The sequence below is a fragment of the Sphingopyxis sp. GW821-FHT12F08 genome (assembly GCF_058806755.1).
Genome location: NZ_JBXAQA010000002.1, coordinates 284,476 through 310,977 on the forward strand (window position 1 = coordinate 284,476; position 26,502 = coordinate 310,977).

The 26,502-nt window shown below is 67.4% G+C and carries 24 protein-coding genes; 11 read left to right on the forward strand and 13 right to left on the reverse strand.

From position 1 onward, the window contains the following. Window positions 1-45: 45 nt before the first annotated feature. Window positions 46-639, reverse strand: coding sequence for a YdeI/OmpD-associated family protein (locus tag AC1RNQ_RS06210; RefSeq protein WP_493169756.1), 594 nt, complete (start codon window positions 637-639; stop codon window positions 46-48). Continuing rightward, a complete protein-coding gene (gene ubiG / locus AC1RNQ_RS06215) occupies window positions 636-1,361 on the reverse strand; it encodes a bifunctional 2-polyprenyl-6-hydroxyphenol methylase/3-demethylubiquinol 3-O-methyltransferase UbiG (RefSeq protein WP_493169757.1) in 726 nt (241 codons plus the stop codon). Before ubiG ends, AC1RNQ_RS06210 begins: the two co-directional genes overlap by 4 nt. Before the next feature lie 220 nt (window positions 1,362-1,581). Between ubiG and AC1RNQ_RS06220 the strand changes: the two genes are divergently transcribed. Then, window positions 1,582-2,829, forward strand: coding sequence for an aspartate kinase (locus AC1RNQ_RS06220; protein ID WP_493169758.1), 1,248 nt, complete (start codon window positions 1,582-1,584; stop codon window positions 2,827-2,829). A 2-nt stretch (window positions 2,830-2,831) separates the two neighbouring features. On the opposite strand, the gene AC1RNQ_RS06225 is transcribed toward AC1RNQ_RS06220, so the two are convergent. From AC1RNQ_RS06225 to AC1RNQ_RS06240, 4 genes are all read right to left on the reverse strand, one after another. Further along, window positions 2,832-3,413, reverse strand: a complete 582-nt coding sequence (locus tag AC1RNQ_RS06225) for an inner membrane-spanning protein YciB (protein WP_493169759.1) — start codon at window positions 3,411-3,413, stop codon at window positions 2,832-2,834. 130 nt (window positions 3,414-3,543) lie between these two features. Further along, the gene (locus tag AC1RNQ_RS06230) at window positions 3,544-4,665 is read right to left on the reverse strand and encodes an HlyD family secretion protein (protein ID WP_493169760.1); all 1,122 of its coding nucleotides are present in this window, start codon (window positions 4,663-4,665) and stop codon (window positions 3,544-3,546) included. Next, entirely contained in the window at window positions 4,662-5,078 is a 417-nt protein-coding gene (locus tag AC1RNQ_RS06235; RefSeq protein WP_493169761.1) for a PaaI family thioesterase, read from the reverse strand. Before AC1RNQ_RS06235 ends, AC1RNQ_RS06230 begins: the two co-directional genes overlap by 4 nt. After that, complete coding sequence (locus tag AC1RNQ_RS06240) at window positions 5,075-5,668, reverse strand: TetR/AcrR family transcriptional regulator (protein WP_493169762.1); 594 nt, start codon at window positions 5,666-5,668, stop codon at window positions 5,075-5,077. The genes AC1RNQ_RS06235 and AC1RNQ_RS06240 overlap by 4 nt, the downstream gene beginning before the upstream one ends. Before the next feature lie 55 nt (window positions 5,669-5,723). Between AC1RNQ_RS06240 and AC1RNQ_RS06245 the strand changes: the two genes are divergently transcribed. Next, the gene (locus AC1RNQ_RS06245; protein ID WP_493169764.1) at window positions 5,724-7,337 is read left to right on the forward strand and encodes a DHA2 family efflux MFS transporter permease subunit; all 1,614 of its coding nucleotides are present in this window, start codon (window positions 5,724-5,726) and stop codon (window positions 7,335-7,337) included. Window positions 7,338-7,583: 246 nt separating this feature from the next. Continuing rightward, window positions 7,584-8,012, forward strand: a complete 429-nt coding sequence (locus AC1RNQ_RS06250; protein ID WP_493169765.1) for a hypothetical protein — start codon at window positions 7,584-7,586, stop codon at window positions 8,010-8,012. A 105-nt stretch (window positions 8,013-8,117) separates the two neighbouring features. On the opposite strand, the gene katG is transcribed toward AC1RNQ_RS06250, so the two are convergent. Beyond that, window positions 8,118-10,316 carry a catalase/peroxidase HPI gene (katG, locus tag AC1RNQ_RS06255; protein ID WP_493169767.1) on the reverse strand — a complete coding sequence of 733 codons (2,199 nt, stop codon included), beginning with the start codon at window positions 10,314-10,316 and terminating at the stop codon, window positions 8,118-8,120. Window positions 10,317-10,684: 368 nt separating this feature from the next. Between katG and AC1RNQ_RS06260 the strand changes: the two genes are divergently transcribed. Next, window positions 10,685-10,828: a hypothetical protein gene (locus tag AC1RNQ_RS06260; RefSeq protein ID WP_493169768.1), complete on the forward strand. Its 144-nt coding sequence runs from the start codon at window positions 10,685-10,687 to the stop codon at window positions 10,826-10,828. Window positions 10,829-10,901: 73 nt separating this feature from the next. Here AC1RNQ_RS06260 and AC1RNQ_RS06265 read toward each other — a convergent pair whose 3' ends face one another. Then, window positions 10,902-13,439, reverse strand: a complete 2,538-nt coding sequence (locus tag AC1RNQ_RS06265) for a TonB-dependent receptor (protein ID WP_493169770.1) — start codon at window positions 13,437-13,439, stop codon at window positions 10,902-10,904. Between the two features lie 93 nt (window positions 13,440-13,532). Continuing rightward, window positions 13,533-13,703, reverse strand: coding sequence for a YezD family protein (locus AC1RNQ_RS06270; protein WP_493169771.1), 171 nt, complete (start codon window positions 13,701-13,703; stop codon window positions 13,533-13,535). Between the two features lie 203 nt (window positions 13,704-13,906). Between AC1RNQ_RS06270 and AC1RNQ_RS06275 the strand changes: the two genes are divergently transcribed. The 6 genes from AC1RNQ_RS06275 (at window position 13,907) to AC1RNQ_RS06300 (ending at window position 21,897) form a co-directional block, all read left to right on the forward strand. Next, complete coding sequence (locus AC1RNQ_RS06275; RefSeq protein WP_493169773.1) at window positions 13,907-14,911, forward strand: NAD(P)H-dependent flavin oxidoreductase; 1,005 nt, start codon at window positions 13,907-13,909, stop codon at window positions 14,909-14,911. A 32-nt stretch (window positions 14,912-14,943) separates the two neighbouring features. Then, window positions 14,944-15,720 carry a hypothetical protein gene (locus AC1RNQ_RS06280; protein WP_493169775.1) on the forward strand — a complete coding sequence of 259 codons (777 nt, stop codon included), beginning with the start codon at window positions 14,944-14,946 and terminating at the stop codon, window positions 15,718-15,720. 68 nt (window positions 15,721-15,788) lie between these two features. Then, window positions 15,789-18,083 carry a phosphoenolpyruvate--protein phosphotransferase gene (gene ptsP / locus AC1RNQ_RS06285; RefSeq protein ID WP_493169777.1) on the forward strand — a complete coding sequence of 765 codons (2,295 nt, stop codon included), beginning with the start codon at window positions 15,789-15,791 and terminating at the stop codon, window positions 18,081-18,083. Further along, window positions 18,073-19,800 (forward strand): hypothetical protein, encoded by a 1,728-nt coding sequence (locus tag AC1RNQ_RS06290; protein WP_493169779.1) that lies wholly within the window; start codon window positions 18,073-18,075, stop codon window positions 19,798-19,800. Before ptsP ends, AC1RNQ_RS06290 begins: the two co-directional genes overlap by 11 nt. After that, window positions 19,797-20,936, forward strand: a complete 1,140-nt coding sequence (locus AC1RNQ_RS06295) for a glycosyltransferase family 4 protein (RefSeq protein ID WP_493169780.1) — start codon at window positions 19,797-19,799, stop codon at window positions 20,934-20,936. Before AC1RNQ_RS06290 ends, AC1RNQ_RS06295 begins: the two co-directional genes overlap by 4 nt. 70 nt (window positions 20,937-21,006) lie before the next feature. Further along, the gene (locus tag AC1RNQ_RS06300; protein WP_493169782.1) at window positions 21,007-21,897 is read left to right on the forward strand and encodes a class I SAM-dependent methyltransferase; all 891 of its coding nucleotides are present in this window, start codon (window positions 21,007-21,009) and stop codon (window positions 21,895-21,897) included. 70 nt (window positions 21,898-21,967) lie between these two features. On the opposite strand, the gene AC1RNQ_RS06305 is transcribed toward AC1RNQ_RS06300, so the two are convergent. From AC1RNQ_RS06305 to AC1RNQ_RS06315, 3 genes are read right to left on the reverse strand one after another with little or no spacing between them, the layout of a single operon-like run. Then, a complete protein-coding gene (locus AC1RNQ_RS06305; RefSeq protein WP_493169784.1) occupies window positions 21,968-22,822 on the reverse strand; it encodes a class I SAM-dependent methyltransferase in 855 nt (284 codons plus the stop codon). Window positions 22,823-22,832: 10 nt separating this feature from the next. Next, entirely contained in the window at window positions 22,833-23,234 is a 402-nt protein-coding gene (locus AC1RNQ_RS06310; RefSeq protein ID WP_493169785.1) for a GtrA family protein, read from the reverse strand. Beyond that, a complete protein-coding gene (locus AC1RNQ_RS06315; protein WP_493169786.1) occupies window positions 23,231-24,454 on the reverse strand; it encodes a glycosyltransferase family 2 protein in 1,224 nt (407 codons plus the stop codon). Before AC1RNQ_RS06315 ends, AC1RNQ_RS06310 begins: the two co-directional genes overlap by 4 nt. Window positions 24,455-24,591: 137 nt before the next feature. Here AC1RNQ_RS06315 and AC1RNQ_RS06320 point away from each other — a divergent pair, with 137 nt between their 5' ends. Then, window positions 24,592-25,002, forward strand: a complete 411-nt coding sequence (locus AC1RNQ_RS06320; protein WP_493169787.1) for a GFA family protein — start codon at window positions 24,592-24,594, stop codon at window positions 25,000-25,002. Between the two features lie 105 nt (window positions 25,003-25,107). Here the strand turns inward: AC1RNQ_RS06320 and AC1RNQ_RS06325 are convergent, their stop codons facing one another. After that, window positions 25,108-26,502: a serine hydrolase domain-containing protein gene (locus AC1RNQ_RS06325; RefSeq protein WP_493169789.1), complete on the reverse strand. Its 1,395-nt coding sequence runs from the start codon at window positions 26,500-26,502 to the stop codon at window positions 25,108-25,110.

Genomic DNA, 26,502 nt, shown 5'->3' on the forward strand with positions numbered 1-26,502 from the left:
CCTCTGAACACCCTTCGCCGGGATGACGAGGTCGGTATGGCCGCCTCAGCAGCCCTTATATTTCCAGTGCCGGTCCTTGCCCTCGGCGACCTGCGCAACGATCGTTTCGATGCGCTTGGCGCGCGTTTCCTCGCGCTTCGCCTCGATCACCCATTCGATATAGTCGCGACGCTTGCCGGGCGAGAAAACGTCCCAATGGCCTTGCGCGGCAGCATTGGCCTTCAGCGCCGCGCCCAGATCGCCCGGCAGGTCGAGCGCGGCCCTGGGCTGCGGGGCCGGGCGCTTGGGCTTGCCTTCGCCGCATAGCGCCGCGGCCTTGGCGATCCACGTCGCCATCTGCTTGTCGCCCGGCAAATCGGCGAGCGACGCCAGCCGCCCCATGCTCCCCATCGCGCCGGTATCGCGCGGCGACCCGGTGACCTCCTCGTCGCGCCAGAAGCCGAAGGTCGCATGCTCCTTGAACGCCGCCATGCCCGCGAGATTCTGGCCGTTCAGCACGAAATGCGGCACGCCCCATTTCAGCGTCTCCTCCGCGCCCGGCGCATGCTGGTGCACCAGTTCGCGCAGGTGGGTCAGGATCGGCTGCGCGAAAGGCTGTCGCGCCGCGATATAGGCGGTGACGCGCGGGTCGCGGCTCATCCCGGCCACCGCGCGGCGACCAGATAGTTGAGCGCCTCGCTCCCGCCGAGCTTGAAGCCCTTGGCGGCCGACGGCGAGAGTCCGGTGCGGTCGAAAACCTCGAGCCCCGCATCCTCGATCAGCTTCGTCAGTTCCTCGGGTTTCAGAAACTGGTCCCAGTCGTGCGTCCCGCGCGGCACCGCGCCGACGCGCTCGGCCGCCTCGACGAGCAGCAGCTTCGACAGCGCGGTGCGGTTCGGCGTCGACAGGATCATCAGCCCGCCGGGCGCCAGCCGCGCCGCAAGCTCGCCGACGAACGCCGCAGGGTCGGTGACGTGCTCGACCACCTCCATCGAGGTGACGAGGTCGAATTGGCGCGGCGGCAGCGTCGCGAGTTCGCCGGCAAAATAGTCGATCGCCAGCCCCTGCCCCGCCGCATGCGCCTGCGCCGCCGCGATATTCTCGGGCGCCGCGTCGACACCGGTCACCGCCGCGCCCATCCGCGCGAGCGGCTCGGCGAGCAGCCCCGCGCCGCAACCGACGTCGAGCGCGCTCTTGCCGGTGAGCGGGCGACGTTCGCGCGGATCGCCATGCCAGTGCGCATCGATCTGCCCGCGGATATAAGAGAGACGCACCGGGTTCAGCTTGTGCAGCATCGCCGACGAGCCGTGCGGGTCCCACCAGTCGGCGGCAAGCGCGCCGAAATGGGCAGCTTCGTTGGGGTCGATCGTCGCGCTACTCATGCCCCGCGATGTGGCACTGCCCCTTGCCCTGCGCAAGAAATTTGCCTCACAGGTCAATTTTTCAACGCAAAACCTCCATTCGCTTGCTTCAAGGCAAGAAAATATATCCACACAGGTAACGCGGCCACCTTGCCATGGCCGCCGCCCTTCCCTAACAGCCGAACGCCGCGGAAATGCTGAGAAGTTGCGGCGGAAACCAGTTTCTTGAAAGCGGGGCGAGATGGCGCGGATCGTGATGAAATTCGGGGGCACGTCGATGGCGGGCACCGAACGAATTCGCACCGTGGCGAAGCTCGTCGCGCGCGAAGTCGCCAATGGCAACGAGGTCGCGGTCGTCGTCTCGGCGATGGCAGGCGAGACCGACCGGCTCGTCAATTTCTGCCGCGAGGCCAACCCGCGCTACGACCCCGCCGAATATGACGTTGTCGTCGCCGCGGGCGAGCAAGTGACGTCGGGCCTGCTCGCGCTGACGCTGCAGGCGATGGGCACTCCGGCGCGCAGCTGGCTCGGCTGGCAGCTCCCGATCCGCACCGAGGAGGCCCACGCCCGCGCGCGCATCGCCGACATCGACACCGGCGCGCTCGGCGCCGCGATGGCCAAGGGCGAGGTCGCGGTGATCCCGGGCTTCCAGGGCATGATGGACGACGGCCGCGTCTCAACGCTCGGCCGCGGCGGTTCGGACACCAGCGCGGTCGCGGTCGCCGCGGCGCTCAAGGCCGACCGCTGCGACATCTACACCGACGTCGACGGGGTCTACACCACCGACCCGCGCATCGTCGCCCGCGCGCGCAAGCTCGACTATGTGACCTATGAGGAAATGCTCGAACTCGCGAGCGTCGGCGCCAAGGTGCTCCAGACGCGCTCGGTCGGGCTGGCGATGAAAGAGGGCGTGCGCGTGCAAGTGCTCTCGAGCTTCGTCGAGGGCGACGAAGCCCCCAAAAAAGGCACGATGATCGTCAGCGACGAGGAAATAGAGGAACATCAGATGGAACGGCAGCTGATCACCGGCATCGCCCACGACAAGAATGAAGCGAAGATCATCGTCACGCGCGTGCCCGACAAGCCGGGCGCGGTGGCGAACATCTTCGGCCCGCTCGCCGCCGCCGGGATCAACGTCGACATGATCATCCAGAACGTCGGCCGCGAAAAGGGCGAGACCGACGTGACCTTCACCGTCCCCGGCACCGACCTGCTCCGCTCGATCGACCTGCTCGAGAGCGCGAAGGACAAGATCGGCTTCAACCGCATCATCAGCGACGACAAGATCGCCAAGATCAGCGTCGTCGGCGTCGGCATGAAGAGCCACGCGGGCGTCGCCAGCACGATGTTCCGCGCGCTGGCCGACCGCGGCATCAACATCCAGGCGATCTCGACCAGCGAGATCAAGGTCAGCGTGCTGATCGACGAGGACGAGACCGAACTCGCGGTGCGCGTGCTGCACACCGCTTACGGGCTCGACGCGGAGTAAGCCTATTCGGCCGGCTGCAACTCGCCGCCCTCCGCGCGGCGGCGCAGCCGTGCTTGGCCAACGAAATGCACCACCGCGATGTGGATCGCGAACAGCCCGAATTTCGACGCCAGCGGAAAGACGCCGATGAACAGCGGCCACCAGGCGGTGAAGAACAGCGCGATCACCAGGTTCAGCCCCGCGCTCGCGAACATCAGCGCCGCCCAGATCTGGCCGAAGCGGTCCATGACGTCACCGACCAGCGCCATCTGCTCGGGCAGGATATAGCGGCTCAGCCAGCCCTTGCGCAGCATCACCGTGCCTACGATCAGATAGACCAATGTCGGCTTCGCCATCACGAAGCGCGGGTCGCCGGTCAGCAATGTCGCGGCGGCGGTGAACAGCACCGACGCCAGACTGATCCACTGCAGCGCCGCGACCTGGTGGCCGCGCACCAGCTCGTAACCGACCACCACGACCGCGACGAGCGTGCCCGCGATCACCGCGGGGGCGATGCCTGCGCCCGCGGCGAGCAGGATCGCGAAGGTGATGATGCCAAGCGAATCGAACAGCATCGGTCCGAGGGCGTAGAGCAGGGTGCGCATGATCGTCCTTTCCGGGGACTCAATGTTACTGTCGTAAACATTGCATGCGCAGCGCGGCCGGGTCAAGTCAAAATTGACATTGTTAACATCGGCCGCGACGGAGTGGCCCGAACGCACGGCGAACCGAGCCTCAGTCGCGCAGCCGCACCTTTGCGGTCACCGACAGGCCGGGGCGCAGCTGCGCCAGCGCCGCCTGCCCCGGGTCGAGCCGGATACGCACCCCGACGCGCTGCACGATCTTGGTGAAATTGCCCGATCCGGGCTCGAAGGGCAGCAAGGTGAACTCGCTTCCCGATCCCGGCGCGAGGCTGTCGACGGTGCCGGCCAGCGTTTCGCCCAGCGCGTCGACATAGACCTCGGCTTTCTGGCCGGGCCGCATCGCGTGCGTCTGGGTTTCCTTGAAATGGGCGACGACATAGATCGACCGGACCGGCACCACCGACAACAGCCGCGTGCCTGGCTGGACATAGTCGCCGACCTGGACCTGCCGGTTGCCGACCACGCCCGTGATCGGCGCGCGAACCAGCGCGTGGCCGCGGTCCTGCTTCGCCAGCGCGAGGGCGGCGCGCGCCTTCAGCGCCTCGGCCTCGGCGGCCTGCACCTGCGCCATCAGCACCGGGCGGCGCGCCCGCGTCACCGCCGCCTGCTCGTAGCTTGCGCCGAGATCGGCGCGCGAACGCCGCGCCGCCGACGCCGCGCCGACCGCGGTCGCGCGCACCTGATCGGCGTCGCGCCGCGTGACGAAACCGTCGACCAGCAACGTATCGTAGCGCTTGAGGTCGGCCGCCGCGCGCACCGATTCGGCATCGGCCGCCGCGATCTCGGTCCCGACCGCGCTGATCTGCGCCGCGGCGAGCCGTTCGTCGGCGCCGAGCGCGGCGAGCGCGGCCCGCGCGGTCGCGACCCCGGCATCGGCGTCGGCTACCGCCGCCTCGGCCGCCTGCAGCCGCGCGTCATAATCCTCGGCGTCGATGCGCACCAGCGGGTCGCCCGCCTGCACCGCCTGATTGTCGCGCACCAGCACCGCGGCAACCAGCCCGCCGACCTTGGGCGCGACATTGCTCGAATCGGCCTGCAGATAGGCATTGTCGGTCGATTCCGCGGTGCGCGGCGAGGTCAGCCACCACACCCCCGCCGCCGCGACGAGCAAGGCGATCAGCCCGACCTTCCACGCCTTCTTCGGCAACGCGAAGCGGCGCCGCACCGATGCCTCTACCGGCGCCTCTGCCGCGATCGCCGTCTGCGCGTTCATTGTTGCAACACCAGCAGGGTCGAGGTCGCGGTGGCATAGAGCCGCCCCGCCGCGTCGGTCAGCTTCGCCTCGACATAGGCGACGCGGCGCCCGATCGAGATCACCCGCCCCTCGGCGCGGACCTTGCCCGTCTCCCCGGTCATCGCCTTGAGATACGAGGTCTTGAGCTCGAGCGTCGTCATCGCCTGATCGTCGGCAAGCTTGGTGACCACCGCGATCCCGCACGCCGAATCGAGCAGGGTCGCGGCATAGCCGCCGTGGACGAAGCCCATCGGGTTGAAATGCTCGGGCCCGGGAACACCTTCGAACGCGGCCCAGCCCTCCCCCGCCTCAACGAGCTGGAAGCCCAAAGTCTCGCCGATCGGCGGGCGTCCGCCCGCCTCGATCAGTCCCTGCACCTTGGCGAGGGTCATTGCGCACTCTCCAGCCCGTAGCGCGCGACGATGCAGGCGTGTGTATCCGCCAGCATCGCGTCCGAGAGCGCCGGATCGCCGACCGCGCGCGCCAGCGCGACGCCGCCGACCAGCTGCGCGAGCAGCGCGTGCGATTCCGCCTCGGCATCGGCATAGCCCAACGCCGCCAGCGGCACCGCGAGCCGCGACGCGATCCCGACCACCCCCGCGCCAAAGCGCTCGCGCGTCGCAGGCTGCGAGCGCGCGAAATCGCCTGACAGCGTGGGCAACGGGCAGCCCCGGTCGCGGCTGTCGCGATGCGCGGGCGAGAGGTAGAAATCGACATAGGCGCGCAGCACCGCCTTGGGATCGCCCGCCGCGTCGATCTTCGCCGAGCGCGCGCGGGCATCGGCGAACATCGTCCCGATCGCTTCCTTCACCAGCGCGTCCTTCGACAGAAAATGGGCGTAGAACCCGCCGTGGGTCAGCCCCGCGCGCGCCATGATGCCCGCGACCGCGACATTGTCGGGGCCCTTCGCGCGGATTTCCTTCGCCGCTTCTTTCAGCACCCGCTGGCGGGTCTCTGCCTTGTGCTCGGTTGAATAGCGCACTTGCGCCTCCTTTTATATGACGCATATAATATAAAGACGACAGGACACAAGACCCATGGCTTCCATCCCGCTTTCCCCCGCAGCAGCACCAAAGGACGAGGGCGCGCCGTTTAACCCGGCGGCGATGCCCGACGCGCGCAAATATCTGATCTTCGCGGTGATGGCGTTCGGCCAGTTCATGGCGCTGATCGACATCCAGATCGTCGCCGCGTCGCTCAACGAGGTGCAGGCGGGGCTCAGCGCCGGACCCGACGAGATCAGCTGGGTCCAGACCGCCTATCTGATGGCCGAACTGGTGATGATCCCCTTCTCCGCCTTCCTGGCGCAGGCGCTCTCGACGCGCTGGCTGTTCGCCGCTTCTGCGGCGCTGTTCACCATCGCGAGCATCCTCTGCGGGCTCGCGTGGAGCATCGAATCGATGATCCTGTTCCGCGCGGTGCAGGGTTTCGTCGGTGGCGCGATGATCCCGACGGTGTTCGCGACGGGTTACATGCTGTTCGAGGGCAAGCAGCGCGCGATGATCCCCGCGATCCTCGGCATGGTGTCGGTGCTCGCACCGACGCTCGGCCCGACGGTCGGCGGCTGGATCACCGACGCGATGGGCTGGCGCTGGGTCTTTTTCATCAACGTCCTGCCCGGCGCGATGGTGACGTTCGCAATCCTCGCGCTCGTGCGAATCGACAAGCCCAATTTGCCGATGCTGCGCCGCATCGACTGGGTCCACCTCGCCTCGATGGCGGTGTTCCTCGCGGGGCTCGAGTTCGTGCTCGAGGAAGGGCCCAAGCACGACTGGTTCAGCGAGCCCGAGATCGCGATCGGCGCCTGGGTGTCGTTCGTCGCCTTCGGCCTCTTCCTCGAACGCTCGTTCCGCTCGGACGGGCCGATCGTCCGGCTCTCTCCTTTCCGCAAGCCGACCTTCGTCTTCGCCTGCATCTTCAACCTCGTGATCGGCTTCGGCCTCTACGCGAGCACCTATCTGGTCCCGATCTATTTGGGCCGCGTGCAGGGCTATAACGCGTCGGAGATCGGCACGACGGTCTTTGTCTCGGGCCTCGCGCAATTGCTTGGCGTGCCGATCGCTGCAGTGCTGTCGCAAAAGGTCGACCAGCGCATCGTGATCACCGTCGGGCTGACGCTCTTCGCGACGGGCCTCTGGATGTTCAGCTTCATGACCCCCGAATGGGGCTTCGCCGCGCTCTTCTGGCCGCAGGTCGTGCGCAGCTTCGCGATCATGCTGTGCATCGTGCCCTCGGTCGGGCTCGCGCTCGGCAATTTCGAGGGACCCGAGCTGCGCTACGCCTCGGGGCTGTTCAACCTGATGCGCAACCTCGGCGGCGCGATCGGCATCGCGCTCGTCAACACCTGGCTCGGCGATAATTTGCGCCTCCACATGCTGCGCCTTTCCGAAGCGTTAGGCCGCTCGGCCGACGCCGCGAACGAAGCCGCGGCGGGGCTCGCCAAGCATATCGGCCGCACCGTCTCCGACCCGGCGCTCGCGCAGCAGATGGCCGAAGGCATGCTCAGCCGCCTCGTCGGCCGCGAGGCGCTGACCCTCGCCTTCGACGACGTCTTCCGCCTGATGGCCTATCTCTTCCTCGCGGCGCTGGTGATGGTCCCCTTCTGCAAACCGCCCCCGATCGGCGGCCCAGCGCCGAAGGATGCGCATTAGGGTCTAGGAACGACCGGTATCGGGTGGTCGCGGACGTTTAATCTCCCCTCCCTGCAAGGGAGGGGCTGGGGGTGGGTGGCCGCCAAAGGCGGCGCTCCTTCTCTTGCTCGCTGCGCTCGCTACCCACCCCTAACCCCTCCCTTTCAGGGAGGGGAATGTCTTGAAACCACCCCAAAGCCGACGCGCTTCCACACCCGCCCCAAAAACTTCTTTCCTAAAATATCCCGCTATGTTCCAAACTGGCAGATGGAACACACCGACTCGCCCGTGCAGCAACTCGCCGGCACCTGCCTCGCCTTCACCCCCGTCCCCGCACAGCGTCGCCGCGCCGACGGCTGGACGCCGGAGGTGCAGCAATGCTTCATCCGCGCGCTCGAAGCGATGGGTTCGGTGGGACGCGCAGCGAAGGCCGTCGGCATGGGCCGCCGTTCCGCTTACCGCTTGCTCGAACGCCCAAGCGCCGAAAGCTTCGCAGTCGCATGGGACCGCGCCCTCTCGATGGGCCGGATGCGCCAGTTCGACTATGCGATGGACCGCGCGCTCAACGGGGTCACCACCGTGCGCGTCCTGCGCGGCGGCGCAATCGATGTTTCCGGCGGCCCCGACATGGCGATCGTCCGTTCGGCGCTGCGCGAGGATGCCGCCCCGCTTAAAGCCACAAAGGACACGTTTTAGAAGCGCGCATGCGGGGCTTTTGTGGCTTTAAGCCTGCAAAAGAAAACCCGCCCCCGGGCCCATGTCCCCGGGGGCGGGTCCTTGCGACCCGTCGGCGTCGGCCGATCAGGCGAGGTCGAAGCGGTCGGCGTTCATAACCTTGGTCCAGGCCTTGACGAAGTCCTTGACGAACTTCTCCTCATGGCCGCTCTCGGCATAGACCTCGGCGACCGCGCGCAGTTCGGCGTTCGAACCGAAGATCAGGTCGGCGCGCGTCCCGCGCCAGGTCTCGCCGCCGCCCTTGCGGTCGGTCGCGACATATTCCTGGTCGTCCGAACCGTCGACGGCCTTCCACACATTGGTCATGTCGAGCAGGTTGACGAAGAAATCGTTCGTCAGCTGCCCCGAGCGCTTGGTGAAATGGCCATGCCCGCGCTCGCCGTGATTGGCGCCGAGCACGCGCAGCCCGCCGACCAGCACGGTCATTTCGGGCACCGACAGGCCGAGCAGCGAGGCGCGGTCGAGCATCATTTCCTCGGTCTTCACCGCCAGCTTCTTCTTGCCGAGATAGTTGCGGAAGGCGTCGGCCTCGGGCTCCATCACCGCAAAGCTGTCGGCGTCGGTCTGCTCGTCGGTCGCATCGCCGCGGCCGCCGGTGAAAGGCACCGCGACACTAAAGCCCGCATCCTTGATCGCCTTTTCGAGGCCGACCACACCGCCGAGCACGATGGCGTCGGCGATCGACAGGCTACCGCGCAGCCCGTCGAGCGTGCCCAGCACGCTGGCGAGCATCGCGGGCTCGTTGACCTCCCAGTCCTTCTGCGGCGCCAGCCGGACGCGCGCGCCATTGGCGCCGCCGCGGAAATCGGACTTGCGATAGGTGCTCGCCGACGCCCAGGCCGTCTTGATCAGCTGGCTGACGGTCAGGCCGCTATTGGCGATCTTGTCCTTCACCGCCGCGACATCGGCGTCCGAGGGCGCCGAACCGGCGGGGATCGGGTCCTGCCAGATCAGGTCCTCGGCGGGGACTTCGGGGCCGAGGTAGCGGATCTTGGGCCCCATGTCGCGGTGGGTCAACTTGAACCAGGCGCGCGCGAAGGCATCCTTGAACGCTTCATGATCGTCGCGGAACTTCTCGCTGATCTTGCGATAGGCCGGGTCGCGCTTCAGCGCCATGTCGGCGGTGGTCATCATCGTCGGCACCTTCAGGTTCGGATCCCAGGCCGCAGGGGCCATATCCTCTTCCTTCTGGTCGATCGGCTGCCACTGGTTCGCGCCCGCGGGCGACTGCACCAGCTCATAATCATAGTCGAACAACAGGCGGAAGAAATTGTCGGTCCATGTGTCGGGCGTGTTCGTCCATGCGCCTTCGAGCCCGCTGGTGACGGTATGTTCGCCGATGCCGCCGCTCTCGTGGCCGCTGACCCAGCCGAAGCCCTGCGCGGCAAGGTCGCCGCCCGAGGGCGCGGCGCCGAGCAGCGACGCGTCGCCATTGCCGTGCGCCTTGCCGAAGGTGTGGCCGCCCGCGGTCAGCGCGACGGTTTCCTCGTCGTTCATCGCCATGCGCGCGAAGGTTTCCTTCATGTCGCGCGCCATGCCTTCACCGTCGTGCGAATTGCCCTGTGGCCCTTCGGGATTGACGTAGATCAGGCCCATCTGGATCGCGGCGAGCGGGCCTTCGATCTCGTGGAAGCCATGTTCGGGGGCGATGCGCGTCTGCACGCCCTGGTTCACCCATTTGTCTTCGCTGCCCCAATAAATGTCGCGCTCGGGCTCGAACACGTCGGCGCGGCCACCGCCGAAGCCGAACACCGGGCCGCCCATGCTCTCGATCGCGACATTGCCGGCGAGGATGAACAGGTCGGCCCAGCTGATCCTGTTGCCGTATTTCTGCTTGATCGGCCACAGCAGGCGGCGCGCCTTGTCGAGATTGCCGTTGTCGGGCCAGCTGTCGAGCGGGGCGAAGCGCTGTTGCCCGCTGTTCGCGCCGCCGCGGCCGTCGGCGGTGCGATAGGTGCCCGCGGCGTGCCACGCCATGCGGATGAAGAAGGGACCGTAGTGACCATAGTCCGCCGGCCACCACGGCTGGCTGTCGGTCATCAGCGCGGTCAGGTCGTCCTTCAACGCCTGATAGTCGAGCGACTTGAACGCCGCGGCATAATCGAAATCGTCGCCCAGCGGGTTCGACGACCCGTTCGGGTTGAGGATCTCGGTCGCCAGCATCTCGGGCCACCAGTCCTTGTTGGTGCGGCCGAGCAGCGCGCGAGCGCCACCATGGTTGACCGGGCAGCCGCCCGCGGCGTCGATGGGGGTCTGGTCGTTCATGCAGTCTCTCCTCGTTGGGCTTTTTGTCGGATGGGATTGGCGCTGTGCGATGACCGGCGCGTGACGGAGCCGCGGCGCGTGGCCACGGCAGGTGCGTCGACAGGGGCAGGCCGCGAGTCGATGGGGTCATCCTTTCGCCTTGGGATGGAAAGGATAGGCCGCCCCCCTCCATCGACATAACCGAATAAGCTGAACTCAGTCATTGAACGAACCGATTACAGCCGAAGGCGTTGCCGCATGAAAAGGACGTTGGTCGCGGCGGCGCCACGCCCCGGCGAAAGGAGACCGCCGCCAGGCAACGCCCCGCCCTTTGAGCGGGTTGGCTCATGGTCGCGCTCATTCCCCGGCGCGGCAGAAGGAGAGAGAAAGTGGCTAACCAGAACCCCAACGAGCAGCGGCAACGCGACGAAGAACAGCGCCGCAAACAGCAGCAGCAAGAACAGGGTGGCCAGGACCGCCAGCAGGGCGGTCAGCGGTCGGACAACGACCGCGACGACCAACAGCAGCGCTGACGATCAGGCTGCACGAGAAAGGGGCCGTTCCAGCTGGAGCGGCCCCTTTTCTTTTGTCCGAAGGCGGCGTGGATCAGAAGCTGACCTTGATCGTCCCGCCCCAGGTCCGGGGATCGCCGGGGGTGCCGGCGATCAGGCCGACATTGCCCGGCGCGACCTGCAGCAGTTCGATATATTTCACGTCGAAGGCGTTGCGGACCCAGCCGAACACATCGATGCCGTCGCCGCGGAAACCGAGACGGAAGTTGGTCAGCGCATAGCCCTTGACGTTGGTGTAGATCGACGGCGACGCGTTCGAATTCCAGTTCGACCGGTAATTGCCGTCGACGCCCAGATAGACCTGCCCGTCCTTGGCGAACAAAGTGACCGGCAGATTGGTCTCGGCGCCGTAGGAGAAGGCCCATTTCGACACGCCGGGCAGGCGCTGGCCCGAAATGTCGCACTGGCGCGGGCTGAGGCCGGGGGCGCCCGGTGCACCCGGCGTCTGGTTGCCAGTGACGAAGGTGCCGCCCGACAGTTCGGGCGGGCACGGTGCGCTGGTGAACTTCTTGTACTTGGCATCGGTGTAGGCGCCGTTGACATAGGCCGTGAAGCGGTCGCTGGTGCGGATCTTGAAATCCGCCTCGATGCCCTGCGACACCACCTTTTCGGCATTGGCGAGATAGCCGCGCACCGTGCCGAACTGCCCGCCGTTCACCGTCGCCTGGAAATTCTTGATCTCGGTGCGGAAGGCGGTGAGGTTGAAGGTTGCGAGGCGGTTCAGGAACTGCGTCTTCAAGCCGATCTCGAAATGATTGACCGATTCCGGCTTCACCGTGCTGGCGCTCAGCACCGGCTGGTTGTTGGTGTCGAGCGGCAGGCCGTTCTGGTTGATGCCGACGGTCTTGAAGCTCTTGGCATAGGTCGCATAGGCTAGGATATCCGGCGCGATCTTGTAGTTGACGTTCAGGTCATAGCTGAAGTTCCAGTCGCTGACCGACGGCATGGTGAGCTGCGGCTGATAGACGCCGCACTGCGCAGTCAGCACCGCATTGCCGGTGGTGGCCGAGGGCGCACAGCTAGCAATCACCTGCCCCGCACCGGTGGTGACCACACGCTGGTAAAAGCCTTCCTTCTTGTCGTAATTGACGCGGATGCCCGGCTGGATCGTCAGCTCGGGGGTCAGCTTGTAGCTCACCTGACCATAGAGCGCCGCGCTGTCGGATTTCAGAAATTGGGTGTTGGTGGCGGTCAGCCCGTTCAGCACTTCGGGCCGGTTGTAGACATTGTTCGGATCGGTCGACGGCGCCAGACTGTAGCGCGTGGCGTCGATGCCCTGCTGCTCGGTCCCCTGCGTGTCGATGCGCTGCTTGAAGCCGAACAGCCCGACGACGAAGTCGACCGTGTCGCTTTCGTAATTATAGCGGAACTCTTGGCTATATTGGTCCTGCTGCGAGGGGTTCTGCGACTTGGCGACGACCGAGGCGCCGGTGAAGTCGCGGTCGTTCTCGGGCTGCCAGTCCCAGAAGCGCCACGCGGTGATCGAGGTGAAGGTCCCGGGACCAACGTCCCATTTCACGCGCAGCGACGCGCCGCCGATCTTGTTGCCGGCATTGAGGCTGGCGTCGATGTCGGTCAGCCGGTCGTAGACGTTCCGGCTCGGTACGATGTAGTTGTAATTGGGGTTGGCAGCCTGCAACCGGGCGATGATCGCGTCATATTGGCGGCTGAGCGCGCGCTGCGTCGTTCCGACGCGCACGAAGGCGGTGCCGCAGCATTCGGGATTCTGGCGGCTGTAATCGCCGGCGAGGGTAATGCTGACGTCGTCATTGGGCTGGAACAGCAGCTGACCGCGCAGGCCCAGATTGTCCTGCTCGTTGATCCAGCGGTCGGTGCGCGTGTTGAACAAGGTGCCGCGGCGGCTGGTCGCGGCGATCGCGATGCGCGCGGCGATCTTGTCGGTCAGCGGCCCCGAGACCGCGGCCTTGGCCTGGCGGTAGTTGAGATTGCCGACGGTCACCTCGGCGCGGCCCTCGAAATCGAAGGTCGGCTGGTTGGTCGTGATGTTGATCGCGCCCGCGGTGGTGTTCTTGCCATAGAGCGTGCCCTGCGGCCCGCGCAGCACCTCGACCTGGTCGACGTCGAGGAAGTCGAAGGTCGCGGCGGCGACGCGCGAATTATAGACGTCGTCGACATAGATGCCGACGCCCTGCTCGAACCCGTCGCTGGTCAGCCCGAAAGGCACGCCGAGACCGCGAATGTTGACCGAGGTGTTGCGCGGGTTCGACGTATAGACCTGCAACGTCGGCGCCAGCTGCTGCAGCTTCACGACGTTGAAATTGCCCGTCGCCTCGATCGAATCGCCCCTGATGACCGAGATCGCGACCGGCACTTCCTGCGCGGTTTCCCGGCGGCGGCGAGCGGTGACGATGATGATGTCGCCGCGGCTGACATCCTCGTCGAGCTGGGCGGCAGCATCAGCGGCTTCGTCGGCGACGGTTGCGGCGGCGGCTTCGCCTTCGGCAGCGCCCTCATCGGCGGCGGCGGGCTGCGCGGCGAGCGCGAGAAGAAGCGCGAGTGCCAGCGGCGTGGCGGGCGCGCGTCGGCGGACGGACGGATATTTGGCGGTCATGGCAATTTCCTGTTGCAAAAGAAATCGCCACATCCGGTGGTCCGGTCTGCGGCATTTGGGGGGAAGGCATTCCCCCGGCTTGGGAGCCTGAAATCAGTTGGGGTAGCGGTGACGCTCGGTGATATCGACCTGCACCAGCTTGCCCTCGTGGACGGTCAGCTGGATCGCGCCGAAGCGCAGCTTCTCAAGCGCCTCGAGCACCGTCTGGACGGCGCGCGGCACAGCCTCGCGCTGGCCCGGGGCCTGATCGGATGAAGCGGACATTATTTCCCTTTCCCTGGTTCGATTCGGCGGCAAGCATATGCCAAGTGATTTAGTTGACAATGATTGATTTGCTTTCTGCGCCGAAAGGTTCGGTTCGTGCGCCCAAGCGAGAGCTTGCCGCTGCGCAGCATTGGTGCGCTTCGGAGACGGCTGCGGACGCTAGGGATTGCACGCGAGTCCCAGTGCTGGCAAAGGCACGGACGATGACAAAAATTAACGATCTGATGGTGCGGGGAACCGCGCTTCTGGGTAGCGACTACGCGATTTTATGCGGTGCGATGAGCTGGGTTTCGGAGCGGAACCTGGTCAGCGCGATCAGCAATGCGGGCGGTTTCGGCGTGATCGCGTGCGGCGCGATGACGCCCGAACTGCTCGACACCGAAATCGCCGCGACCAGGGCGCTCGCGGCGCGGCCGTTCGGGGTCAATCTGATCACGATGCACCCGCAATTGTTCGATCTGATCGACGTCTGCGCGAAGCATGGCGTCAGCCATGTCGTGCTCGCTGGCGGCCTGCCCCCCAAGGGTAGCCTCGAGGCGATCAAGGCATCGGGCGCCAAGGTCATCTGCTTCGCGCCGACGCTGGCGCTGGGCAAGAAGCTGATCCGGTCGGGCGTCGATGCGCTGGTGATCGAGGGCATGGAGGCGGGCGGTCATATCGGTCCGGTGTCGACGAGCGTGCTGGCGCAGGAAATCCTGCCCGCACTGGCGGACGAAGTCCCGATCTTCGTTGCGGGCGGCATCGGCCGCGGCGAGGCGATCGCCGGCTATCTCGAAATGGGCGCCTCGGGCGTCCAGCTCGGTACGCGCTTCGTCTGCGCGACCGAGAGCATCGCGCATCCCAACTTCAAAAAGGCCTTCATCCGCGCCTCGGCGCGCGATGCCGTCGCCAGCGTGCAGATCGACCCGCGCCTGCCCGTTATCCCGGTACGCGCGCTCAAGAACGCCGGGACCGAGGAGTTCACTGCCAAGCAGCGCGAGGTCGCGAACCTGCTCGACGGCGGCAGCGTCGACATGCTCGAGGCGCAGCTCCAGATCGAACATTATTGGGCGGGGGCGCTGCGCCGCGCGGTGATCGACGGCGATGTCGAAAACGGCTCGTTAATGGCCGGGCAATCGGTGGGTATGGTAACGTCCGAGGAAACGGTCGGGGAAATAATCGCGTCCTTGGTGCAACAGGCCGAAGCGGCCTTGCACGCACGCGGGTGATGCCGCATGATTGTGCGGCTGGGGAGTGGAGCATGAAATTGTTGCGGAAAATCATCGTCGTCGGGCTGCTTGCGAGCGTTGCGGCCTGCGCCCCGCCGCCCCCGCCGCCGCCACCTCCCCCGCCGCCACCGCCGGCTCCGGTCGTGATCATCGTGCCGCCGCGGCCGCTACCTCCGGGCAATGCGGCGGCGACGCAGCTCCTGCCCGGCCGCGGGCTCAACGGGCGCTTCTATACCGCCAACACCGATATCACCGGCGACCGCGCCTTCTGGCAGATGAAGATCGCGCTGAACGTCGCCGCGATCGGCTGTCGCGGGCTCGAGGAAGCGACCTTGATCTCGGCCTATAACGCGATCATCAAGGCGCATGGCAAAACGATCAAGTCGACCGAGAAGAGCGTGATCACGCAGCTCGGCAAGGAAAACAAGACCAACGGCATCAAGGAGCGCGACAAGCTGTCGACCCAGCTGTTCAACTATTTCGCACAGCCGCCGGCCCAGCGCGACTTCTGCATGCGCGCCAACGAAGTCGCCCAGCTCGTCTCGACCACCCCGGCCAAGGATGTGGTGGCGCAGGCGCCGGGCCATCTCGCGCGGCTCGACCAGCCCTTCCTCGATTTCTACGAGGCTTATGCCCGATATCAGGTCGACGCCGCGGCGTGGGACGCCAAATATGCTCCGCCGCCGCCGATCATGAGCGCGCCGGCGCCGCTGACGACGAACCCCGCCGTCTACGTCCCCGCGACCACGCCGACGGTCTACGGCCCGGCCGCGCCGACCACCACGTCCGGGCCCAATCCGGCGGGCTGACCGGCGGCAGGAAATATTGCACGCTCCCCTTGGCGCGGGGGCGCGGCATCTGTTAGCAGTGGCGGGACATGACCAACGCTCCGCTCCCGCCCTCGACCGCCGCCCAGTCGGCGCGCACGATCCTGACGCGGCTGCACGAGGTGATGGCGGCGCGAACCCACGCGCAGGGCAAGCTCAACCAGGTCGTCGGCATCATCGGCGAATGCCTCGATAGCGAGGTCTGCTCGATCTATCTGCTGCGCGACGGCGCGCTCGAACTGTTCGCGACGCGCGGGCTGAAGCAGGAGGCGGTGCACGTCACGCGCCTCGCGCTCGGCGAAGGCCTGGTCGGCATGATCGCCGAGCAGATCGAGACGCTCAACCTCGACGAGGCGGCGGCGCATCCCGACTTCTCCTATCGCCCCGAAACGGGCGAGGAATTGTTCCACAGCTTCGCCGGCGTGCCGATCATCCGCCGCGAACGCGCCGTCGGCGTGCTCTGCGTCCAGCACGCCGAGCCGCGCCGCTACGACGATATCGAGATCGAAACGCTGCAGACCGTCGCGATGGTGCTGTCCGAACTGATCGCCAACGCCGAGCTGGTGGATACCGCCGCGCGCACCGACGCCGCCGCCGCCGACCAGTCGGCGCAGCGGCTCACCGGCCAGAAGCTCGTCGACGGCATGGGCGCGGGCGTCGCGGTCTATCACCAGCCGCGCATCACCATCGAACATACCGTCGCCGAGGATACCGAAGCCGAGCGCCACCGCGTCTATGCCGCCTTCGACAAGATGCGCGAGCAAATCGACCGCATGGCGAGCCAGGCCGAATTCGGCGTCGGCGGCGAGCATGACGAGGTCATCGAGACCTACAAGATGTTCGCCTATGACGAGGGCTGGTCGCGGCGGATCAACGAGGCGATCGACAGCGGTCTGACCGCCGAGGCGGCGATCGAGCGCGTCCAGCAGCGCACCCGGATGCGCATGCGCCAGATCGACGACCCCTTGCTGCGCGACCGCATGCACGACCTCGAGGATCTGTCGAACCGGCTGCTGCGCATCGTGTCGGGGCAGATGGGCACCGCGGCGCAGATGGGCCTTCGGCAGGATTCGATCCTGATCGCGCGCAACCTCGGCCCCGCCGAACTGCTCGAATATGACAAGCGCCGGCTGAAGGGCGTGGTGCTCGAGGAAGGGTCGCTCACCGCCCATGTCATCATCGTCGCGCGCGCGATGGGCGTGCCGGTGCTCGGCCGCGTCCGCGACGTGCGCACGGTGATCCGCGAGGGCGACCTGTTGCTGCTCGATACCGGCGCGGGGACGGTCCAGGTCCGCCCGACGCAGGCGGTGCAAGACGCGTTCGACGGCAAGCTGGTCATTTCGCAGAAGCGGCGCGCCAATCTGGCCTCGCTGCGTGACCTGCCCGCGGTCACCAAGGACGGCGTGCCGATCGACCTGATGATCAACGCGGGGCTGCGCGAAGATATCGCCGCGCTCGACCTGACCGGCGCGCGCGGCATCGGGCTGTTCCGCACCGAATTCCAGTTCCTCGTCTCGGCGACGCTGCCGTCGCGCGATCGCCAGCAGCGGCTCTATCGCGACGTGCTCGACGCCGCGGGCGACCGGCCGGTGATCTTCCGTACGGTCGATATCGGCGGCGACAAGGCGCTGCCCTATATGAACACCGACACCATGCTGGAGGAAAATCCGGCGATGGGCTGGCGTGCGCTGCGCCTCGCGCTCGAACGCGACGGTCTCCTGAAGGTTCAGGCGCGCGCGCTGATGGAAGCCGCGGCGGGGCGGACGCTCAACGTGATGTTCCCGATGGTGTCGGAACCATGGGAATATGAGGCCGCTCGCGACATCTTCGTCCGCCAGCGCGCCTGGCTCGCGAGCCATAACAAGAAATTGCCCGCGGCGATCCGCTATGGCGCGATGCTCGAAGTGCCTGGCCTCGCCGAGACGCTCGACCTGATGCTGCCGCACCTCGACTTCCTGTCGATCGGCACCAACGACCTTACGCAATTCCTCTTCGCCGCCGACCGCGCGCATCCGCGGCTCGCCGAGCGCTACGACTGGCTGTCGCCGACCGTCATGCGTTTCCTGTCGCGCGTGGTGAAGACCGTCGCGGGGTCGAAGGTGACGCTCGGCGTGTGCGGCGAGATGGGCGGGCGCCCGCTGGAGGCCATGGCGCTGCTCGGCATCGGCATCGAGCGATTGTCGATTACCCCGGCGGGTGTCGGTCCGGTCAAGGCGATGATCCGCTCGCTCGACCTCGCCGCGCTGCGCCGCGACATCCCGGCGATCCTCGCGCAGCCCTCGACCACCCCCCGCGCCCAATATGAAGATTGGGCCAAGGCGCACCAGGTCGACCTTGGCGACTGAGACGCCGGTCGGCATGGGGACGCCGACACTAGGCTGGCGGGGGCTGGCTGCGGCCTTCGCCGTGCTGCTGCTGCTCGTCGTCGCCGGCCCGCTGCTGTTCGACACGCGCGCCGCGCCGGGGCTTAGCGCCTATTTCTGGCAGCATCAGGATCTGCCCGCGCTCGTCGCGCTGGCCGCCGCCCTGCTCGCCGCGCGGCGATGGGGCGCGAGCGGCCCCGCCTTCGCGCCGCGCCTTGCGCCCTGGTGGCCGTGGCTGGCAGCGGCCCTGCTCTTCGCGCTCGCTTGGAGTGGCCATGACTGGCTGATGAGCGGCTACGACCTCAGCCGCGACGAGCAGATGGTGCTGTTCGATGCCGATATATTGGCGCGGGGCGAGCTTTTCGCGCGCCTCTCCGCCGACTGGGCTGCGACCGGCGAGGCGCTCAATCGGACCTTCGTCCTGCCGGGATTGCCCGCGGACGCGTGGGTCTCGGGCTATCTGCCTGTCAACGCCGTGCTGCACGCGGCCGGCGCCGCACTCGGCGATGCCCATGCGACCGCGCCGCTGCTCGCCGTCGCCGCGCTGCTCGCGCTCTGGGCCTCGGCGCGCCGCCTGTGGCCCGGCGATGCCGCGCCGCAGGCGATTGCCCTCCTCTGCCTGCTGCTGTCGGCGCAGATGCTCGTCACCGCAACGACGAGCTATGCGATGACGGGGCATCTGGCGCTCAACCTGCTCTGGCTCGCGCTCTTCCTGCGCGATCGCTGGTGGGCCTATGCGCTGCTGCTTCCGGTCGGCTTCCTCGCGACGGGATTGCACCAGCCGATCTTCCATCCGCTCTTCGTCGCGCCCTTCCTGCTGCTGCTCGCCGAGCGCCGGCAATGGCGGGTGCTGGCGCTGCTCGTCGGCGGTTATGCCGCGATCGGCCTCTTCTGGCTGAGCTGGCCGGGCACGGTCGTGACGGCGGCGGGACCGGCTCCCACCATCGCCGCGACCGCCGACGGAGCGAGCTATCTGACGCGGCTCGTCGAAACGCTCGCGGAGTGGAATGCGAATGGCTTCTGGCTGATGGCGCTCAACCTGCTGCGCTTCGCGGCATGGCAGCATGTTCTGTTGCTCCCGCTCGCCTTCGCTGCGGTCGCTTTGCGCTGGCGCACCGACGGCCTCGTGCGGGCGCTCGCGCTCGGCCCGATATTGACCGTCGCCGCGCTGCTCGTCCTGCTACCCTATCAGGGCCATGGCTGGGGCTATCGCTACCTGCACGGAACGATCGGCAATTTCTGCCTGCTCGCCGGATATGGCTGGATCGCGTTGCGCGAGCGCGGCCTCGACCACCGGCGCCTGGTGATGGTGTCGAGCATGGCGACGCTCGGCGTGCTGCTCTGGCTCGGCTGGAACGCGCATCGCATCGTCGAGCCCTATGCGGCGCTGGACCGGCGCATTGCCGCGAGCGGCGCCGATTATGCGCTGATCGACGAAGCCGCCGCCTTTTCGGCGCGGGACCTCGTCTATAATCCCCCCTTCCTCGATCGCCGGCCGATCCGCTTCGACGCGCTGGCCGTGCCGCGCGGAAGCTGGTCGCCGCGGCTGTGCGAGGGCAAGCGCGTCGCGATCCTCGGCTCGGCCGCCCTGGCGCCGGTAAACCGGCTCTTCGGCCATCCGACCCCGGCCGAAAGTCCCAATATGACCAAAGCCCGCGCGCGACTCCAAGGCCTCGGCTGCACCGAGGTCCCGCTTTGAGGGTCGCGGTCGTCTATGACTGCCTGTTCCCCTGGACGATCGGCGGGGCAGAGCGCTGGTACCGCAATCTGGCCGAGCGGCTGGCGGCGGCGGGGCACGAGGTCACCTATCTGACGTTGCGGCAGTGGGACGCCTCCGACACGCCCGACCTGCCCGGGGTGAAGGTCGTCGCGGTCGGCCCGCGCATGGCGCTTTACGCTGGCGGGAAACGCCGCATCTGGCCGCCGCTCCGCTTCGGCCTTGGCCTCTTCCGGCACCTGCTGCGCCATGGCCGTCGCTATGATCGGCTGCACCTCGCCTCCTTTCCCTTCTTCTCACTGCTCGCGGCGGGATTGCTGCGCCCCTTCTCGGGCTACCGCATCGCGGTCGACTGGCACGAGGTGTGGACCGACGATTATTGGCGCGCCTATCTCGGCCGGCTCGGATGGCTCGGCATCGCGGTCCAGCGGCTTTGCGCGCGGGTCCCGCAAAAAGCCTATGCCTTCTCGCGCATGCATGCGGCACGCGCCGAGGCGATCGGCTGTCCCTCACCCGTCACGATCCTGCCCGGCGAATATGCCGGGAGCGCCTATCCCGCCCACCCCGCCGCGGCCCCGCCGACCCTTGTCTATGCCGGACGCCTGATCCCCGAAAAGCGCGTATCGCTGCTCGTCGACGCCTTCGCCCTGCTGGCCGCGCAGCGCCCCGAGGTGCGGCTCGTCATCTTCGGCCGCGGCCCAGAACAGGCGGCGATCGAGGCGCAGATCGCGCGGCTTGGGCTCGGCAAGGCGATCCACCGCCCCGGCTTCGTCCCGGAGGCCGAGATCGAGGCCGCGATGGCCGAAGCCGCGGCGATCGTGCAGCCGTCCGAACGCGAAGGCTATGGCATGGTCGTCGTCGAGGCCGCGGCGCGCGGCGTTCCGGTCGTCGTCGTTCCCGCCCCCGACAATGCCGCGACCGAACTCGTCGATACGGGCGAGAATGGCTTCACCGCCGCCGACGCCACCCCCGCCGCGCTCGCGGCAGCGATGGCCGCGGCGATCGATGGCGGCGACGCGCTGCGCACCCGCACCCGCGCCTGGTTCGCCGCCAACGCCGCGCGCCTGTCGATCGCCGGCAGCACCGCGCAGATCCTGGCCGATATGGAAGCCGCGTGAGCGGCCGATTTAAGCCGCTGTTAACCATATCGGCGCACAAGCGAAGGCCATATCTCCCGGAAGGCCTCGCATGATCCATCGTCACCCCGTCGCCGACGTCCGGCCCTGCGCCGTGGGCGATGGCGCGCCGTGCGACTTCGCATCGATGGGCCGCTTTACCGACAAGAGCGGCAAGGTCGGCGAGGTCAGCATCCTCCGCTGTACGCGCTGCGGGATCGGCGTCTCGATGCCGCCGCTCGCCGACGTCGCTTTTCTTTACGAGGGGCGGGAGAGCCAGGATTTCCAGCCCGACGCGCGCGGCCTGGCGCACCGGATCAAGGACATCGCCTTTCGCCGCCAGGCGCGCACGCTGCTGCGCCAACTGGGCACCGCGCCGCAGGGCGCGCTCGATTTCGGCTGTGGCAGTGGCCAGTTCACCCGCTGCCTGGGCGACATGCTGCTCGCATCCGACGTGACCGGCGCCGACTTCCACGATGCGCCGCCCGCCGAACTGGCGGGCCGCGGCTATTTCCCGATCGGCGAGGCGGCATCGCATGCGGGCGAATTCGACCTCGTCAGCGCTTTCCACGTGCTCGAGCATGACGACGACCCGCAGGCGCTGCTTGGCCGCATCGCCGCGCTGGCCGCCCCCGGCGGCACGATCGTCCTCGAAGTACCCAATATCGACTGCGTCTGGACGCGCCTGCTCGGCGAGGCCTGGGACGCCTGGTACCTGCCCTTTCACCGCACGCATTTTTCGCGCCCGGCGCTCCGCGCGCTGGTCGAGCGCGCGGGGCTCACGATCGAGCAGGATCTCGATATCTGCGTGCCCACCATGGGGCGCAGTCTGGCCAATGCCTTCGGGCGGCCCAATGCGCTGCCCTTCCTGCTCGCGGGTATCATGTTGCACCCGCTGCAGTGGCTGGGTGAGAAATTGAGCGGCCGTCCCTCGGCGATCCGGATCATCGCTCGCAAGAACTGAACGGCCGCGGCCCAGGGTCACGACCGGTCAACTATTCCTTCGACTGATATTTGTCAGGGCGGCGCCAGCGTCAGCCCTGCACGAGCGGACGCCGGCCGGTGACCAGCAGGCACGACGGCGGCGCCTCGACCGCGTCGGGGCGCACCCCCGCGGCGATCGCCTTGGCCAGCGCCGACGCCACGACGCGCGGCATCGCGGCGCTGTTCTGCAGGTCGCGCAATTTCAGGCGGCGCTGGATCTCGATCGGGCGGCTGCGCCCGCCGGTCAGGCTGTGGAGCAGGCCGCCGGTCATACGCGACAGGCTTTCCCAGCGCCGCGTTTCGCCGCGGTCGAGGTAGCCGTCGACGCTGTCGACCGTCAGGCCGTGGCGCCCGCAAATCTCGTTCCAGTCGCTCTCCGACAGATAGTGGAAATGCGCGAGCCTCTTGTCGAGTTCGGCCAGATAGGCTTCGCGCGACGCACCGGGGATGATGCTGCCCGACAGATTGGCGCGAAAGCCCGGCCCCGGCACGGTGAACCAGAAAACCCCGCCGGGCTTGAGCAGCCGGCCGACCTCGGCGATCACGCCTTCGAGGTCGGGGATATGTTCGAGTACCGAGTTGGAGATCACATAATCGAAGCTGGCGTCGGCTTCGGGGATCGCCTGCGCCGGGACGGTGTGGATGCGTTCGTAGAAATCATATTTCGCCGCCGCCGCGGTTTCGAGCGGGTCGATGTCGATGCCGACCAGCCGCGGCGTGACGCCCGCCTCGCGGAAGAGGATGTCGGTCAGAATGCCGTCGCCGCAGCCGAGGTCGAGGCCCAGCCCCTCGGGCTCGATCGCGTCGGCGAAGCGCTGAATCTCGATGCTGCGCAGAAAGGCGGTCGCGGGCTGCGCGGGGTAGCGGGCGACGAATTCGGTCAGGAGGTCGGACGGGATCGACATATTCGGCCTTTCACAGCGAAGATTTGGCGGCGGCGCGCGGCGCGATGGCCCAGCCGCTGGTAAAGAAATTCCACAGGAAGAGCAGCCCGGTGACCACCGGCGCCGCGAACAGCATCGGCAGCGAGCCCCAGTCGTGGATCAGCAGGAACAGCAGCCAGGCGATCGGCGTGTTCACGAGCTGAACGGCGGCATAGCGTACAAAAGCGCCCCAACCCGCGTCAGCGGCGAAAGTGAGGAGGCGCTGGAGCGTGTAGGACAGCGGGATCATCACCGCCGCGCTGATCAGCACCGCGATGCCATAATGGATGCCCGCCGCGTCGAGCGCGATCAGCAGGACGTTGTTGAACAGGACGCAGAACAGGCTGACCGCGGTATAGCGCGGCACGCGCTGTCCGGCACGGCCCGCCGTCATGCCTCGCCGCCGGGCGCGAGCGTCGCCCGGTGCCCGTTGATGATCGCGAGCAGGAAGCCGCCGAGGATCGTCTGGATCGCAACGGTCGCGCCGGTCAGCGCGAGCACGGTCGGCAGCACCGAGGTCAGCGCGTTGAAGCCGGTCTGCGACCAGTAATAGACGAGCGCCGCGATCCCGCCGCCCGAACCGAGCAGCAACAGCGCCCCGGCGATCAGCATCGTCTCGAGCGTCAGCCAGTCGGCGTAGCGGCGAATGACCGGACGCAGCGTGCGATAGCCGCGGTTGACGCCGTGGAAATGCGTCGCGAGCGCCATGATCGCGGCGAGGTGGCCGACGCTGACCAGGAACCCCGCGGCGATCGTCCAGCTCGCGCCGAACAGCGGCTCGCCGCCGACCATGCCGAGCAGATGCGCCAGCGCGACGAGCAGGATCAGCGCCCCGCTGCCCACGGCGAGCGTCGCCGGAACGCCGAACACCCAGGTCGGCGACAGCATCAACAGATAGCGCAGGTGCCGCCAGCCGTCGCGCCAGGGGCGGAGGTGCGGCGCGCGGTCGCGCAGGTCGACCGACAAGGTCGCCGGAACCTGCACCATTTTCATTTTTTTGAGCGAGGCCTTGATGACCATCTCGCTGGCGAATTCCATGCCCTCGCCCGCGAGGCCGAGATCGTCGAACGCTTGCCTGCGGATCGCGCGGAGGCCGCAATGCGCGTCGTTGATCCCCGAGCGGAAGAAAAGGTTGAGAATGCCGGTGAGCGCGGGATTACCGATATGGCGGTTCTTCCACGGCATCGCGCCGGGCGCGATCCCGCCGTCGAAGCGCGACCCCATGCACAGGTCATGGCCCTCGATCAGCTTGCCGATCATCGCCACGCCTTCGGTGAAATTATAGCTGCCGTCGCAGTCGCCCATCAGGATATAGTCGCCATAGGCCGCGGCGCAGCCGCCGATCAGCGCCGCGCCATAGCCGCGCCGCGCCACGGGAACGACACGCGCGCCAAGCGATTCGGCTAGCGCCTGGCTGCCGTCGGTCGAACCATTGTCGGCGATGACGATCTCGCCCGCGAGCCCGAAATGTTCCTCGATCTGCGCCAGCGCGTCCTTAGCATTGGCGATACAGTGCGGCAGGCTGATCGTTTCGTTGAGGCACGGCATGACGATCGTCACGCCAAGCGCCTGCGCCCGGTCGAAAGCCAGCACTTCGGCCCGCTGCTGATACATCGAAACTCCCCACTATCCTTGCCAGGAACGGACTAAAGGGATGTGGTTAACAAGTGGATAAACGGCAGTATGCCCCGGCTGGACTCGGCCGATGTTTATGTTATGTTCCTTACCCGACTTCCCGAGGAGAGAGATAGATGAGCGACGCCCCCAACCGCGCCACCGGCCAATGCCATTGTGGCGCGATCCGCTATTCGATGCCGACCACCGTCGTCCATCACGCCCTGTGCAACTGCTCCGATTGCCGCCGCCACGCCGGCGCGCCGATCGTCGGCTGGGCGCTCGTCGGGCAGGACGAGCTCGAAGTGACGGGCTCGCCGAAGATCTACGCCTCGTCGGAGCATGGCCGCCGCCATTTCTGCGGCGACTGCGGCACCGGGCTCTTCTACACCAGCGACGCGGTGTTCCCCGGTCAGATCGACGTCCAGTCGGCGACGCTCGACGACCCCGACCTGATCCCCGCGCAGGTCCAGATCCAGACCGCCGAGCGGATTCGCTGGATGGACAATCTGGCCGACCTGCCCGCCTTCGAGCGTTATCCGGGTTAGGGAGAGTCAGGGGCGGCTTTCGGACGGGAGCGGTCATTCCCCAGCCCCTCCTCTTCAGAGGAGGGGTTTTAGCGTCCGCTCCCCCCTCCAAAACCCCGCGACCTCCTACCGCCCATCCGCCGCGACGACGGCGGCGACCAGCCTGGCGATGTCGAGCCGGTTCTTGTCGTCGTCATAGCCCTGGCGGACGATCACCAGCTGGAGCGAGGGGATGACGACGACATATTGGCCGCGGTTGCCGAAGGCGCCGAAAGCGTCGGCGGGGATGCCTTCCGACTTGTTGAGCAGCCAGAAGCCCGCGCCATAGCCGAAGGCCCCGGCGGGCTGCGGGCCACTCGGCGTGGTCACGAAGCTGCGCCAGTTTTCGGGCAGCAAGCGCCGGCCCTGCCACATCCCGTCGTTTTGATAGAGCAGCCCGAGCCGCGCGAGATCGCGCGCGGTCGTCCAGACCTGGCTCGACAGGATATAGTCGCCGCCGACGTCATGCTCGGCGAAGGTGCGCGTCATGCCGAGCCGGTCGAAAAAGGCGACCGGATCGAGCGCCGGTCCACGCCGAATCATCGCCGATTTCGCATTGCGTTCGTCGAGCGCCTTCTGCCGCGCGGCTTTCAACGATTGGACCGCGAGCAAGGTGTCGTTGTTCGCGTAGCGGAAGGTGCTTCCCGGTGGGTTCAGCAGCGGCCACTGCACGGTCCACTGGCGCACCGACGCACCGCCCATATAGACAGCGTCGCTGCGGTTGCCCGCGGTGTCGCTCGTGAGGCCGCTCGCCATGCGCATGAGCTGCTCGGTGGTGATCGCAGCGCGCGGGTCGCCGGGCGCCTGCCAGTCGGCAATCGTCGCGGGCTTGGTCACGTCGATGTCGCCGTCGAGCGCGGCGTTGCCGATGAGCGTCGCCGCCATCGATTTGGCGACCGAGAAGGTGCGCTGCGCAGTGTGGATGTCGTGGCCGTGCTCATAGCTCTCGACCACGATCCTGCCATTCTTGACGATCAGGAGCGCGCTGGTCCGGCCACCGAAATCGGCGCTGCCCATCGCCGCATGCTCATAGGCCGTGGGCGCGCGCGGCATCGGGACCCAGGCACCCGCGTCTCCGAGCGGCCATGGCTTGTCGTCGAGGTTCGGCCGGCCGGGGCGATAGTCGCTGCGCTCGCGCGGCACCGCGCCGATCGGCAGCGTCACACAGCCCTCGCGGCTGTCCCATTCGGCGATGCGCGGCGGCATGTCGTCGCGGTAGCGCACGCTCACGCGCTTTGCCTTGTCGTCGACCTCGGCCTTCAGCGCGCGGACATCGGCCTCGATCTCGGGATAGATGCCGGTGAGTTCATCGCGCTCGATGGCGTCGAGCGGCTTGCCCGCGCCATTCCACAGCGACGAGCAGGTGAAGGCGGCGCGATAGCCCGCCGCCCAGGCGCGGTTGAGCTCGGCATTGGCATCGGCCGCCTGCGCCGGCAGCGCGACCGCGGTCAGCGCGGCACCAAGGATCAGCCGGCGCAGCAT

Bases quoted from the DNA above. Each gene is read 5' to 3' on its own strand.
- AC1RNQ_RS06210 (WP_493169756.1), bottom strand. From the start codon at position 639: ATGAGCCGCGACCCGCGCGTCACCGCCTATATCGCGGCGCGACAGCCT.
- ubiG (WP_493169757.1), bottom strand. From the start codon at position 1,361: ATGAGTAGCGCGACGATCGACCCCAACGAAGCTGCCCATTTCGGCGCG.
- AC1RNQ_RS06220 (WP_493169758.1), top strand. From the start codon at position 1,582: ATGGCGCGGATCGTGATGAAATTCGGGGGCACGTCGATGGCGGGCACC.
- AC1RNQ_RS06225 (WP_493169759.1), bottom strand. From the start codon at position 3,413: ATGCGCACCCTGCTCTACGCCCTCGGACCGATGCTGTTCGATTCGCTT.
- AC1RNQ_RS06230 (WP_493169760.1), bottom strand. From the start codon at position 4,665: ATGAACGCGCAGACGGCGATCGCGGCAGAGGCGCCGGTAGAGGCATCG.
- AC1RNQ_RS06235 (WP_493169761.1), bottom strand. From the start codon at position 5,078: ATGACCCTCGCCAAGGTGCAGGGACTGATCGAGGCGGGCGGACGCCCG.
- AC1RNQ_RS06245 (WP_493169764.1), top strand. From the start codon at position 5,724: ATGGCTTCCATCCCGCTTTCCCCCGCAGCAGCACCAAAGGACGAGGGC.
- AC1RNQ_RS06250 (WP_493169765.1), top strand. From the start codon at position 7,584: ATGGAACACACCGACTCGCCCGTGCAGCAACTCGCCGGCACCTGCCTC.
- katG (WP_493169767.1), bottom strand. From the start codon at position 10,316: ATGAACGACCAGACCCCCATCGACGCCGCGGGCGGCTGCCCGGTCAAC.
- AC1RNQ_RS06265 (WP_493169770.1), bottom strand. From the start codon at position 13,439: ATGACCGCCAAATATCCGTCCGTCCGCCGACGCGCGCCCGCCACGCCG.
- AC1RNQ_RS06270 (WP_493169771.1), bottom strand. From the start codon at position 13,703: ATGTCCGCTTCATCCGATCAGGCCCCGGGCCAGCGCGAGGCTGTGCCG.
- AC1RNQ_RS06275 (WP_493169773.1), top strand. From the start codon at position 13,907: ATGACAAAAATTAACGATCTGATGGTGCGGGGAACCGCGCTTCTGGGT.
- AC1RNQ_RS06280 (WP_493169775.1), top strand. From the start codon at position 14,944: ATGAAATTGTTGCGGAAAATCATCGTCGTCGGGCTGCTTGCGAGCGTT.
- ptsP (WP_493169777.1), top strand. From the start codon at position 15,789: ATGACCAACGCTCCGCTCCCGCCCTCGACCGCCGCCCAGTCGGCGCGC.
- AC1RNQ_RS06300 (WP_493169782.1), top strand. From the start codon at position 21,007: ATGATCCATCGTCACCCCGTCGCCGACGTCCGGCCCTGCGCCGTGGGC.
- AC1RNQ_RS06305 (WP_493169784.1), bottom strand. From the start codon at position 22,822: ATGTCGATCCCGTCCGACCTCCTGACCGAATTCGTCGCCCGCTACCCC.
- AC1RNQ_RS06310 (WP_493169785.1), bottom strand. From the start codon at position 23,234: ATGACGGCGGGCCGTGCCGGACAGCGCGTGCCGCGCTATACCGCGGTC.
- AC1RNQ_RS06315 (WP_493169786.1), bottom strand. From the start codon at position 24,454: ATGTATCAGCAGCGGGCCGAAGTGCTGGCTTTCGACCGGGCGCAGGCG.
- AC1RNQ_RS06320 (WP_493169787.1), top strand. From the start codon at position 24,592: ATGAGCGACGCCCCCAACCGCGCCACCGGCCAATGCCATTGTGGCGCG.
- AC1RNQ_RS06325 (WP_493169789.1), bottom strand. From the start codon at position 26,502: ATGCTGCGCCGGCTGATCCTTGGTGCCGCGCTGACCGCGGTCGCGCTG.